The sequence below is a fragment of the Mesorhizobium sp. YM1C-6-2 genome (assembly GCF_003666685.1).
Lineage (GTDB): Bacteria > Pseudomonadota > Alphaproteobacteria > Rhizobiales > Rhizobiaceae > Mesorhizobium_K.
The window spans coordinates 434,498-446,529 of record NZ_RCIZ01000001.1; the positions used below are offsets into that span (position 1 = coordinate 434,498).

General features: G+C 65.7%; 13 protein-coding genes and 1 other RNA gene. 8 read left to right on the forward strand and 6 right to left on the reverse strand.

The genetic code is table 11. From position 1 onward, the window contains the following. Nucleotide 1: 1 nt before the first annotated feature. A complete protein-coding gene (locus tag D8676_RS02165; protein ID WP_121579176.1) occupies nucleotides 2-421 on the reverse strand; it encodes an HIT family protein in 420 nt (139 codons plus the stop codon). Between the two features lie 144 nt (nucleotides 422-565). On the opposite strand from D8676_RS02165, the gene ffs reads away from it, so the two are divergent. From ffs to recR, 4 genes are all read left to right on the forward strand, one after another. Next, an RNA gene (gene ffs / locus D8676_RS02170) (signal recognition particle sRNA small type) lies at nucleotides 566-662 on the forward strand. Nucleotides 663-779: 117 nt separating this feature from the next. Beyond that, nucleotides 780-2,591 carry a DNA polymerase III subunit gamma/tau gene (locus D8676_RS02175; RefSeq protein ID WP_121579177.1) on the forward strand — a complete coding sequence of 604 codons (1,812 nt, stop codon included), beginning with the start codon at nucleotides 780-782 and terminating at the stop codon, nucleotides 2,589-2,591. A 12-nt stretch (nucleotides 2,592-2,603) separates the two neighbouring features. Continuing rightward, on the forward strand, nucleotides 2,604-2,927 hold the full coding sequence (locus D8676_RS02180; protein ID WP_121579178.1) for a YbaB/EbfC family nucleoid-associated protein: 324 nt from the start codon (nucleotides 2,604-2,606) through the stop codon (nucleotides 2,925-2,927). 98 nt (nucleotides 2,928-3,025) lie between these two features. After that, nucleotides 3,026-3,634 (forward strand): recombination mediator RecR, encoded by a 609-nt coding sequence (gene recR / locus D8676_RS02185; protein ID WP_121579179.1) that lies wholly within the window; start codon nucleotides 3,026-3,028, stop codon nucleotides 3,632-3,634. A 9-nt stretch (nucleotides 3,635-3,643) separates the two neighbouring features. On the opposite strand, the gene D8676_RS02190 is transcribed toward recR, so the two are convergent. Continuing rightward, nucleotides 3,644-3,946, reverse strand: a complete 303-nt coding sequence (locus tag D8676_RS02190) for an immunity 53 family protein (RefSeq protein WP_121579180.1) — start codon at nucleotides 3,944-3,946, stop codon at nucleotides 3,644-3,646. A gap of 58 nt (nucleotides 3,947-4,004) precedes the next feature. Here D8676_RS02190 and D8676_RS02195 point away from each other — a divergent pair, with 58 nt between their 5' ends. Then, entirely contained in the window at nucleotides 4,005-5,249 is a 1,245-nt protein-coding gene (locus tag D8676_RS02195) for a lytic murein transglycosylase (protein ID WP_121579181.1), read from the forward strand. A gap of 16 nt (nucleotides 5,250-5,265) precedes the next feature. Here D8676_RS02195 and D8676_RS02200 read toward each other — a convergent pair whose 3' ends face one another. Then, complete coding sequence (locus D8676_RS02200; protein ID WP_121579182.1) at nucleotides 5,266-6,267, reverse strand: LLM class flavin-dependent oxidoreductase; 1,002 nt, start codon at nucleotides 6,265-6,267, stop codon at nucleotides 5,266-5,268. Nucleotides 6,268-6,378: 111 nt separating this feature from the next. Continuing rightward, a complete protein-coding gene (locus D8676_RS02205) occupies nucleotides 6,379-7,563 on the reverse strand; it encodes an AI-2E family transporter (protein WP_121579183.1) in 1,185 nt (394 codons plus the stop codon). A gap of 198 nt (nucleotides 7,564-7,761) precedes the next feature. Here D8676_RS02205 and D8676_RS02210 point away from each other — a divergent pair, with 198 nt between their 5' ends. Then, nucleotides 7,762-8,169, forward strand: a complete 408-nt coding sequence (locus D8676_RS02210) for a DUF6481 family protein (protein ID WP_121579184.1) — start codon at nucleotides 7,762-7,764, stop codon at nucleotides 8,167-8,169. A gap of 46 nt (nucleotides 8,170-8,215) precedes the next feature. On the opposite strand, the gene D8676_RS27175 is transcribed toward D8676_RS02210, so the two are convergent. Next, the gene (locus D8676_RS27175) at nucleotides 8,216-8,443 is read right to left on the reverse strand and encodes a hypothetical protein (protein WP_183096993.1); all 228 of its coding nucleotides are present in this window, start codon (nucleotides 8,441-8,443) and stop codon (nucleotides 8,216-8,218) included. A 91-nt stretch (nucleotides 8,444-8,534) separates the two neighbouring features. Here D8676_RS27175 and D8676_RS02220 point away from each other — a divergent pair, with 91 nt between their 5' ends. Both D8676_RS02220 and cysK read left to right on the forward strand, forming a co-directional pair. Next, entirely contained in the window at nucleotides 8,535-9,152 is a 618-nt protein-coding gene (locus D8676_RS02220; RefSeq protein ID WP_121579186.1) for a LysE family translocator, read from the forward strand. Nucleotides 9,153-9,301: 149 nt separating this feature from the next. Next, entirely contained in the window at nucleotides 9,302-10,276 is a 975-nt protein-coding gene (gene cysK, locus D8676_RS02225) for a cysteine synthase A (protein WP_121579187.1), read from the forward strand. A gap of 87 nt (nucleotides 10,277-10,363) precedes the next feature. On the opposite strand, the gene D8676_RS02230 is transcribed toward cysK, so the two are convergent. Next, nucleotides 10,364-11,971, reverse strand: coding sequence for a DUF1254 domain-containing protein (locus D8676_RS02230; protein ID WP_121579188.1), 1,608 nt, complete (start codon nucleotides 11,969-11,971; stop codon nucleotides 10,364-10,366). Between the last annotated feature and the right edge of the window lie 61 nt (nucleotides 11,972-12,032).

A 12,032-nucleotide genomic window follows, 5' to 3' on the forward strand; every position in this document is an offset into this window, starting at 1 on the left:
CTTATAACGCCGCCTTTATCCTTTCGGCAAACTCGTGGAGCTTGCCGCGCGGATAGGGTTCGCGCAGGCCGTGGCCCCACACCGGGCCTGGCCAGCCCGGATCGCCTTCGTTGCGGGCGACGACATGCACATGCAGTTGCCGGACGATGTTGCCGAGCGCGCCGGTGTTGATCTTGGTGCAGCCGGTGACCCGCTTCAGCGCCTGCGCGACCATGTTGGTCTCGAAGGTGAGCATCGCCTGGTCGAGCGGCGTCAGGTCGTGGATTTCCTCGACGTCCGGCCGTTGCGGCACGAGGATCAGCCACGGCCAGCGTCGGTCGTTCATGACGCGCAGTTCGCAGAGCCCGAGCCACATCAGCTGGTCGCTGTCGGCTTCGAGCCTCGCATCCAGCGCAAATCCGGCCTTGAGGCCCGGCAGCATGGGCGTTTCCCTCGTGTTCCGCCGAAGCTAGAGCGGCGACAGGCGGCCTGCAAGAGAATCATGCGGTGGCGCGGCTCTTAAAGCCCGGCTCATAAATCGTGCGCGCTCTTGCAATCGGCGGCCGAATTGCCGATATGGAACCTGGGAGGTTGGTGGTGGACGCGCCACTCGCCAACCGGGTCAGGTCCGGAAGGAAGCAGCCCTAACGAGCACGGAACGGGTCATTGTTCCAGCCTCCCGCCTCTCCGCCGATCGTCTATTCGCCGCCGCGTCATTGACGCCGCGATGCCGCACGGGCGAAACTCGGCGGGCGGAATCGGCCTGACGGCGTCAGGCTCAAGGAGTATCGAACGGGCGAATGAGCGAAGCCGGCACCGACATCCAGGACAAGGCCGCCGGCGGCTATAGGGTCCTCGCGCGGAAATACCGCCCCGCCGACTTTTCCTCCCTCATCGGCCAGGAGCCGATGGTGCGCACCCTCACCAACGCCTTCTCCACCGGCCGCATCGCGCAGGCCTGGATGCTGACTGGCGTCCGCGGCGTCGGCAAGACCACGACAGCCCGCATCCTCGCGCGCGCGTTGAACTACAAGACGGCCGAAATCGACCGCCCCTCCGTCGACCTCACCGTCCCCGGCGAGCACTGCAAGGCGATCATGGAAGGCCGCCATGTCGACGTCATCGAGATGGACGCCGCCTCGCACACTGGCATTGACGACATCAGGGAGATCATCGAACAGGTGCGCTACGCGCCGGTCTCGGCCCGCTACAAGGTCTACATCATCGACGAGGTGCACATGCTCTCCACGCAGGCCTTCAACGGCCTGCTGAAGACGCTCGAGGAGCCGCCTCCGCACGTCAAGTTCATCTTCGCCACCACCGAGATCCGCAAGGTGCCGATCACGGTGCTGTCGCGCTGCCAGCGTTTTGATCTCCGGCGGGTCGACGCCGGCATGCTGACCAAGCACCTCAACCGCATCGCCGGACTGGAAAGCATTTCCGTCGAGGACGAGGCGGTGGCGATGGTCGCCCGCGCCGCCGAGGGTTCGGTGCGCGACGCGCTGTCGATCTTCGACCAGGCGATCGCCCACGGCGCCGGCACCGTCACCGCCGAGCAGGTCCGCTCCATGCTCGGCCTTGCCGACCGGGCGCGCATCGTCGATCTCTTCGAGCATCTGATGAAGGGCGACGCCGCGGCGGCGCTGACAGAGTTCCGCGCGCAATACGACGTCGGCGCCGATCCGGCCGCCGTGCTCACCGATCTCGCCGAATTCAACCATCTGGTGACGCGGCTGCGCTTCGTGCCGTCGGCCGCCAACGACGTGTCGCTGTCGGAAGAGGAGCGTCGCCGCGGCGGCGAGTTCGCGAAACAGCTTTCCGTGCGCGTCCTGTCGCGCACATGGCAGATGCTGCTCAAGGGTATTCCGGAAGTGCAGTCCTCCAACCGTCCGGCGAGTGCGGCCGAGATGGTGCTGATCCGTATCGCCCACGCCGCCGACCTGCCGACGCTCGACGAGGCGCTGAAGTCGCTCGCCGATGCGCCGCAGCCGTCGGGTGCCCCCGCGCCAAGGCCGTCCGCGCCGCCGCCGGCATCGCCGGGCAATGGTGGCGCGAGCGCCGTCGCCGCCAGCTTCGCGCCGGTGACCTCCGGCGGCGGCCAGACCATGCGGCTGGTCGAGACCCAGGCGTCGCCGACCGAGTTTGTCGCGCCGCCGCAGCCGGTCGAGGAACAGCCCACCGTTCCGGTGAAGTCGCTGGAGGACATCGCGGCACTCGCAGAGACCCACCGCGACAGGCTCTTCAAGATATCGCTCAAGCAATATGTCCGGCTGGTGCGGCTGGAGCCCGGCCGGCTCGACGTCGGCCTCACCGGCGACGCGCCGAAGACGCTGCTCGGCGATCTCAAGAGCCGGCTGGAGACGTGGACCGGCCGGCGCTGGATGGTCGCCCTGTCGCGCGAGGAAGGCGGGCAGACGCTTGCCGAGGCCGAGGCCGCGAAGCGGAACGATGCGATCCTCGACGCCAAGAGCGATCCGGCCGTCGCCGCGATCCTGGCGCGCTTCCCGGGCGCGAAGATCATCGACGTGCGCATTCCCAACGTGCCGGAGACCGAGGCCGGCGATGCCGACCTGCCGGTCGAAGCGGCGGACGACGACGAAACCGATTTCTGACGGAGACGAAATATGAAGGACCTTCTCGGCCTGATGGGCAAGGCGAAGGAGATGCAGGCGAAATTCCAGGCCATGCAGGAGGAGATCGCCTCGCTGGAGGCGACCGGCCAGGCCGGCGGCGGTCTGGTCAGCGTCACGCTGACCGGCAAGTTCGAGATGAAGTCGCTGAAGATCGACCCCTCGCTCTTCAAGGAAGACGAGGTGGAGATCCTGGAGGATCTGCTGCTCGCCGCCCATAACGACGCCAAGGCCAAGGTCGAGGCGGTGATGCAGGAGAAGACCAAGGCGCTGACCGCCGGCCTGCCGATCCCGCCCGGCATGAAGCTGCCGTTCTGACGGAAAGAGCGAACAGGTAGTAGCGAATAGCGAATAGAAACGCGCCGCGAAGTGCCCCCTATTCGCTATTCGCACTCCCTATTCGCTATATTTAGCCCATGTCGACCAAACGAATCGCCGGCCCCGAGATTGAGCGCCTGATCCAGCTTCTGGCCAAGGTGCCGGGGCTTGGGCCGCGTTCGGCGCGCCGGGCGGCGCTGCACCTCATCAAGAAGAAGGAGCAGCTTCTTGCGCCGCTCGCCGACGCCATGAGCGAGGCGGTCGACAAGGTGCGCATCTGCTCGGTCTGCGGCAATGTCGACACGACCGACCCCTGCATGATCTGCACCGACGCGCGGCGCGACCCTTCCACCATCATCGTGGTCGAGGACGTCGCCGACCTCTGGGCGCTGGAGCGCGCCGGCTCGATGAACGCGCGCTTCCATGTGCTTGGCGGCACGCTGTCGCCGCTCGACGGCATCGGCCCGGACCAGCTCAACATAAGGACGCTGATCGACAGGGTGGCCGGCGGCGAGGTGACCGAGATCATCCTTGCGGTGAATGCCACCGTCGAGGGCCAGACCACCGCGCATTATCTCACCGACCAGCTCTCCGGCTTCGACGTCAAGGTCACGCGGCTGGCGCATGGCGTGCCGGTAGGCGGCGAGCTCGACTATCTCGACGAGGGCACGCTGTCGGCGGCGCTGAAGTCGCGGACCGCGTTTTAGCCGACTCATTTATTGGGTATTCTCGGCCCATTCACGGAAAACACCGATGACGGAGGTCAGGTCACGCGCGCCGCAGGCGGCGTGAAAGGCGTTGTCCCTGAGATAGCAAGTCCACCACGATACATCATCATCGTAATTGTGCCGGATCTCGGCGAACGGCATGGATTCGAGCTTGGTGCCGGTCAGGTCGATCGTGAGCTGCCATCCGGGGTTGTCGAGCGTGCCGATCTTTACCCCGCAAAAGTGTTCCCAGTCCCCGTCACAATGGCGGGCGTACCATTTGATGAGCCAGTCCAGATTGTCTTCCGCCATATTTGCGCTCCCAAACATGATACTGAACCTTCTAGGATAGGTGCGAATCGGAACGGAAATGAGAAGGCTTGGACTCGCGACTCTTTTCCTTGGTGCAATCCTCGCGGTTGCAGGAATTGTATCGCCGGTTGCCGCTGCAGGGATAACCGACCAGTTCCGCACCTGGCTGGAGCAGGACCTCTGGCCCGAAGCCAAAGCCAACGGCGTGTCGAAGGCGACGTTTGACGCGGCCTTTTCCGGCGTGACGCCCAACCTCAAGCTGCCCGACCTCGTGCTGCCCGGGCAGAAGCCCGAGACGCCGAAGAAGCAGCACCAGGCCGAATTCGGCTCGCCCGGCAATTATTTCGCCGAGAAGACCATCGGCGCGGTGACGTCGGGCGGCCGCGCCCGCGCCGCCAGATACGGCAAGGCGCTCGCCGCCATCGAGAAGCGCTATGGCGTGCCGGGAGGCGTGGTGCTTGCGATCTGGGGCCGCGAGTCCGGCTTCGGCGCGGCAAAAATCCCTTACGACGCCTTCGAGGTGCTCGGCACCAAGGCCTTTCTCGCCACCCGCAAGGAGATGTTCCGTACCGAGGTGATCGGCGCGCTGGTCATGCTCGAAAAGGGGCTCGCCCGCAAAAGCGCGATGAAGTCCTCCTGGGCGGGCGCGCTCGGCCAGCCGCAATTCCTGCCGACGTCCTTCCTGAAGCATGCCGTCGATTTCGACGGCGACGGCGTCGCCGACATCTGGAACTCGACGCCCGACACGCTGGCTTCGATCGCCAACTACCTTGCCCACTATGGCTGGGTGAAAGGCCGCGACTGGGGCTTTGAGGTGACCGTGCCGGAAAGCGTGTCCTGCGCGCTGGAGGGGCCGGACCGGGGCAAGAAGATTTCCGAATGGGCGGCACTCGGCATAGAGCGCGTCAGCGGAAAACCCTTCCCGAAAAACGAGCTGAGGGCCGAGGGTTTTCTCCTGATGCCAGCCGGCCGCAGCGGGCCGGCCTTCATCGTCACCCCGAATTTCTACGTGCTCAAGGAATACAATGAGAGCGACCTCTACGCGCTCTTCATCGGCCATGGCGCCGACCGCATTGCCGGCGGCGATCGGAAGTTTGCTGGCACATGGGGGAAGGTCGGCGGGCTCTACCGCTCAGACGTCGCCGCCATGCAGCGCGGACTGGAGGCGCAGGGTTACGACGTCGGCGGCGCCGACGGCCTGCCGGGCTTCAAGACGCGCCGCTCGATCGGCGACTGGCAGGCCAGGAACGGCCGCGCGCCGACCTGCTTTCCCGATGCGGGCATCGTCAAGGCGTTGCGGTGACGTTCAGGCCACCCGTCTAGGCTGCCCGCGACAGCTCGCGATGCGCCTCGGCCAGGATCTCGAAGGAGCGCAGCCGCGCCTTGTGGTCGAAGACCTGCGCGGTGACCATGATTTCGTCGGCGCCGGTGCGGCGCACGAACTCGTCGAGGCCGCTTCTCACTGTCTCCGGCGCGCCGACGATCGAGCAGGAGAGGGCATGGTCGAGCATGCCCTTCGCTGAGGGATCGAGCGTCGCCTCGTAGTTCTCCACCGGCGTCGGCAGCTTGCCCGGCCGGCCGGTGCGCAGGTTGACGAAGGCCTGCTGCAGCGAGCTGAACAGCAATTTTGCCTTGGCGTCGGTGTCCGCCGCGAAGACGTTGAGGCCGAGCATCAGGCGCGGTTTCGCCAGTCTTTCCGACGGCTGGAAGCGCGAGCGGTAAATGTCGATCGCGTGTTCCATCTCCGCCGGCGCGAAATGCGAGGCGAAGGCATAGGGCAGGCCGAGCATGGCGGCGAGCTGCGCGCCGTAGGTGGAAGACCCCAGCACCCAGACCTCGACCTCCTCGCCTTCGCCGGGCACCGCGCGCACGCGCTGGCCGGGCTCGGCCGGGGCGAAATAATTGATCAGCTCGACCACGTCCTGCGGGAAATTGTCGACGCCGGCGTCGAGATTGCGGCGCAGCGCCCGCGCCGTCAGCATGTCGGTGCCGGGCGCGCGTCCGAGCCCGAGGTCGATGCGGCCGGGATGGAGGGCGGCCAGCGTGCCGAACTGCTCGGCGATCACCAGCGGCGCGTGGTTGGGCAGCATGATGCCGCCCGCACCGACGCGGATGGTCGATGTGCCGGCCGCGACATGGCCGATGACGACGGAGGTGGCAGCACTTGCGATGCCCGGCATGTTGTGATGCTCGGCCAGCCAATAGCGGTTGTAGCCGAGCCGCTCGGCATGGCGGGCGAGGTCGAGCGTGTTCTTCAGCGACTGGCCGGGAGTGCTGCCTTCTGGCACCGGCGAGAGATCGAGGACGGAAAGCACAGCCATTGGCGATCTCCCGGGTGACAGCGAGACGAGCGAGCCAACGATATAGGGGCGTCTTCTCCGGCTCGCAACGAACTGGCCGGCTGCGCCTCTATTGCTGGCCCAACCGGTGGCCTAGCCGGCGGCCTTGGCCTGCGAGACTTCCGTCGCGGCGTCGGCCTCTGCCTGGTCCTGGCCCTGATGGGCGGACAGGAAGTTGCCGACGCTGTGCCAGCTCTCGAAATGGTCGCAGAATACCTTGAAGATGACGAGCAGCGGCACCGCGATCAGCGCGCCGACGAAACCCCAGAGCCACGACCAGAAGGCGACCGCGATGAAGATTGCCACCGCGTTGATCTCCAGCCGCCGCCCGACGATCAGCGGTGTGATCAGCTGGCCTTCGACGACGTTGCACAGGACGACGAACAGCGGCGGCAGCACGGCGTAGGAAAGCGTGTCGAAGGTGATCAGCGAGATGCAGGCGACAAGCAGGATGGTGGCGAGAGCGCCGATATAGGGCAGGAAGTTGAGCGCCGCGGCCGCGACGCCCCAGACCGCCGGATTGGGCATGCCGAGCGCCCACAGTCCGAGGCCGATCGCGGTGCCGAGCCCGGCATTGATCAGCGCCACCGTCAGCAGATAGCGCGAGATCTCCCGCTCGACGTCGTAGACGACGCGCAGCGCCCGCTTCTTTTCGCTGAGCCGGGTGAAGGACTGGATGATCTTCTCGTAGAACATGGTGCCGGAGGCGAGCAGGAACAGCGACAGCACGAAGGTGATCGCAGCGGTCGTGCTTGCCGACAGCAGGTTGCCCGCCGCCTGCGACACGATGCCGGGCTGGGCGATCACCACCCTCTGCACGCCGGGCTCCCTAGCCGTTTCGGTGACCTTCTCCACCTCCTGCGAGACAGCCATGAACTTCTCGAACGGATGGCGGAATTCCGAGAGCCGCTCGGTGACGCGGCGGCCGATGTCGGGCGCCTCGTTGGCGAGTTGCACCACCGGTCCGGAAAGGAAATAGCCGGCACTGGCCAGCGCCAGCACCGACATCAGCACGAGCAGCGTCGCTGACAGCGCCTCCGGCACGCCGCGCTTCTTCAGGAAGCGGACGATCGGCGTCAGCATCAGCGCCAGCAGGAAGGCGAGCACCACCGGCATGACGAAATCGCGCGCGAAATAGAGCGCGTATATCAGCGCCAGGATGAAGATGCCGGTCAGCAGGCGGATGAGCCGCGTCTCGGACCGGGTCGGCGCTGTCTTCGCGCCAGCGTCGGCGGCGCCCGGCGAAGCATCGCCGGAAACGTCTGGTACGGTAGTCATGGATACGCCCTCAAATCCGCCCGTGCAGGCTGGAACAGGAAATGCGCAACCGTGCCCCGAAGTTCCGCGAATCGGACCCGAGCAGCCCGTTTTTCCGGCTGGACCATCGATTTTTCATGGGAGCGTTGCCCGAAAGCGGCTTGAACTCTCGCGCGTCATGCGTATGTAAGCACCGCTGACATACTTCAGGGACTAAAATTGGCTGTATATAGGGAAAAGGACATCTTCGAACGCCGTAATGCGGCCAACGAAGCGAAGAAGGCTTTGCTTGCGCGTTTCAACGCCCGGCCTGCGGACGACGATCCGGAGGTGCTGGCACGCAAGGCTGAACGTCAGGCCATTCTCGAGGCGCGCGCCATACGCGACGCCGAGAGGGAAAGGCTGAGGCAGGAGCGGCTGGCCCGCGAGGCCGAGGAACGCGCGGCGCGAGAGGCGGCCGAAGAGGCTGCCCGGCTCGAGGCCGAGGAACGCGCCCAGGCCGAGGCGAAAGCCAAGGAAGCCGAAGAGAACGAGCGCATCGCCCGTCTTCTGTCGGACGAGGCCGAACGCAAGGCGAAGCGCGATGCGCGCTATGCCGCACGCAAGGCACGTGCTGGCCGGCACTGAGCCGGCCTCATGAATGATGAATCGGAAAGTGACCGGCTGTGGCCGGTCACTTTTCCTTTTGCCGCGACGCCATGACCGGCGCGGCCTTTAGCGCCGGTGCCGCTGCGGGCTTCTTGGCGTCCTTCTTCGGTTTTCGCACTTCCTTCTTGGCTTTCATCTGACCCTTGGCCATGATTCGCTTTCTCCGTTGATCGTTGACGGATTGAACCAACACTTGTTCGCGGCGGCAAGTGGTAGTCGGTGCTCCCGCCGCACATGGCAGTGCGTCTTCCATCAGCGCCGCTGATGCGACGATCTACGGAATTCGTGGGAGCCGCGTTTCGATATCTGCTAGATGCGATGCGACTGCGACCCGGAACAGGCCCATGACCCTCGCCGGCTTCATTGCCTATAGCGGCGCGCTCGCGCTGGCCGCGGCCATCCCCGGCCCTGGCATCACCGCGCTGGTCGCCCGCGCGCTCGGCTCCGGCTTCCGCTCGTCGCTCTTCATGTCGCTCGGCCTGATCCTCGGCGACCTCATCTATCTCACTGCCGTCATGCTTGGGCTCGCCATCGTCGCGCAGACCTTCGGCATGGTCTTCCTGGTCGTCAAATGGGCCGGCGTCGCCTATCTCGCCTGGCTTGCGTGGACCTTCTGGACGAGCGGCATCACCGCCGAGAACGTCGAGGCCAGGAAGGGCAAGGACGGCTTCGTCGCCAGCGTGCTTGCCGGACTGACCCTGACGCTAGGCAATCCGAAGACGATGATCTTCTATCTCGCCATCACGCCGACCATCGTCGATCTCCGCACCGTGACGCTCGCCGAATACGGCATCCTGGCGCTGCTGACGATCGTCACGCTGCTCGTCGTGCTCGTGCCCTACTTGGCGCTGGCGGCCAAGGCGCGCTGGTTCCTGAAGACGCCGCGGGCGCTGAAGCTGCTCAACCGTACCGCTGCCGGCTTCATGGTCGGCGCGGCGGCGGCCATCGCTGCCCGCCAGTAGCCGCCGCGCCGGCGGCTCCTGGCGACAATCCATTCCCGATTCGCCCGCTTCAACGGAATTTGATTCCGGCAAAACCCACTTTTCGGTATTCGGCCCACTCGGCTTCCGGCCTCCGGCGCACTATCTTCGCGTCCGAACAGGAGTTTTCCATGACCAAGCCCGTTACCCACACACCCGGCCGCGGACGCATCTACAATTCCATCACCGATACGATCGGCGACACGCCGCTGGTGCGCCTCGACAAGTATGCGAAGGAGAAGGGCATCGTCGCCAACCTCCTGGCCAAGCTCGAATTCTTCAATCCGGTCGCCAGCGTCAAGGACCGCATCGGCGTCGCCATGATCGAGGCGCTCGAAGCCGCCGGCAAGATCTCGCCCGGCAACAACACGCTGATCGAGCCGACCTCCGGCAACACCGGTATCGCGCTCGCCTTCGCGGCCGCCGCCAAGGGCTACAAGCTCATCCTTACCATGCCCGAGACCATGTCGGTCGAGCGCCGCAAGATGCTGGCGCTGCTCGGCGCCGAACTGGTGCTGACCGAGGGGCCGAAGGGCATGAAGGGCGCCATCGCCAAGGCCGACGAGCTCGCCGCCACCATCCCCGGCGCCATCATCCCGCAGCAGTTCGAGAACCCGGCCAACCCGGAGATCCACCGCACCACCACCGCCGAGGAGATCTGGAACGACACCCAGGGCAACATCGACATCTTCGTCGCCGGCATCGGCACCGGCGGCACCATCACCGGCGTCGGCCAGGTGCTGAAGAAGCGCAAGCCCTCGCTCCATGTCGTCGCCGTCGAGCCGGAGGCTTCGCCGGTGCTGTCGGGCGGCCAGCCCGGCCCGCACAAGATCCAGGGCATCGGTGCCGGCTTCGCCCCGAAGATCCTCGACACCAAGGTCTATGACGAGATCGTCACCGTCTCCAACGACGATTCCATCGCCAACGCCCGCCTCGTCGCGCGCCTCGAGGGCGTGCCGGTCGGCATTTCGTCGGGCGCCGCTCTCCAGGCCGCGGCCGTCGTCGGCTCGCGCAAGGAAAACGCCGGCAAGAACCTCGTCGTCGTCATCCCCTCCTTCGCCGAGCGCTATCTCTCGACGGTTCTCTTCGAAGGGCTGGGCGGCTGACTTCAGCCGCCGCCCCCTCCTCCTAAGAGGGGAGGGGTTGGCGGACGCTCCGTGAGCAGAAGCGTCCGCTTTCGAACTGGCCTGCGCTCAGTTCACCATCTCGATCTCGCTCGGCCGCCACGATTTGTCGAAGAACGGCTCCAGCGGGCTGTAGAGGCGCAGGATCGTGAACCAGCCCTTCTTCGGGTCCGTCTGGATCCAGTTGCCGCGCGCGACGCCCTCCGGCTGCTCGGGCGCGAACCAGATGGTGGTCGAGCCGTCGGCGTCTGCTTCGGCGGCGGGCGACGGGAAGCTCTGGCTGCCGGCGCGCGGATAACGCTGCGGCGTATCGAGCATCGAGCGGCTCATGTTGTCGTAGACGGTGAACGACCAGAAATTCGCCTCCGGTATGCCCTTGGGCAGCGTCACCTTGTAGGTCTTGGCGCCGTCGAAGTGCTTCTTCTCGGCGTCGGTGACCGCCAGCAGGTACTGCGAGCCGATGCCCGGAAGCCGCATCGCCATTGCCGGTGAGATGCCTGTGACGCCGTAGAAGAAGTTGGTGCGCGCATCCATCGTCCGGTAGCCGGTCGGCGGGAAGGGCTTGACGCCCTCGGCGGTGATCTCCGGGATCGGCGTCTCGAACTCGTAGCCGGTCTGGAACAGGAAGTTGAACCAGGATGAGCCGGGATAATAGAACCAGCTCTCGTCCCGTGGGTTCATGAACAGGGTGCGCGAGGTCGCGTTGGCGACCGCCAGCGCCTCCGTCATGATCTTCTTCATCCGCTCGTCGGGCGCGAAAGGCTTGCCCTTGACGATGCCGAGCGCGGCCACCGGGCCCATCAGTTCCGGATCGAGCGAGGTGGCGGGCTCGGCCTGCACGATCTCGTTCAGCATCTCGTAGAAGGTCCAGTCGCTCGGCGGGATGGTGTTCATCACCTTGCCGCTGCCCTCGTGGAACACCGTTGCGGGCGGCGGGGCGACGCGGCCGAGCCGCGCCTTGCCGGCCAGGAACTCGGCGATCGGGGTGCCCACGCCGCCGACCTCATAGGGATATACTTTGGTGTGCTGCTTGATCGTCTCGACGGCCGGCTTGGGATCGTTGTGGTTTGCCAGGAACGACCGGCCGAACCAGAGGATGGCGTCGGTCTCGGCCTTGGCGACGTAGAAACCGCCTTGCGGCAGCGGCCCGTCATAGCCGGGCGGCACGATCAGGTACTTGCCGCCGACGCCGCGGTCGGGTCCGGGCGCGCCGAGGTCGATCACCCAGCGGAACCAGGCATCCTGCACGATGCCGAGGAAATCGGGCGGCGTCTCGATGACCACCGGACCCTTGCTGAGATCGAGATAGCCCATCACGTAGATGGTGTCGGCATTGGCGGTGAGGAACAGCGATTTCGCGTCCATCAGTTCGGAGAAGACGAGCACCTCGTTCTCCTTCATGCCGATGTCCTGCATGCTCTTCTTCAGCGCGTGGATGCTGACGCCGCGCAGATTGTCCATATAGGCGCGGAAGGCGTAGGTGGCGTCGAGGTTGTCGTAGAGTTTTTGCGCGGTCGCGTCGCTCGCCACACCGCCCTTGAACTCGAGCGCGCCAAGCGTCGTTTCGACCTTGTCCGGCGTCGAGATGGATTCGGGGATCGCCGGCGCCTGCGCTAGTGCGACGCTCGCCTGGGCCGCCAGCAACAGGGCGCCGGCGGAAATGCAGTACCTTTTCATCGTGATCCCTCCTCGTCGAAATTCGCTGGCGCCGCGATTGCGCCGGCAGTCTTTTTCCGGC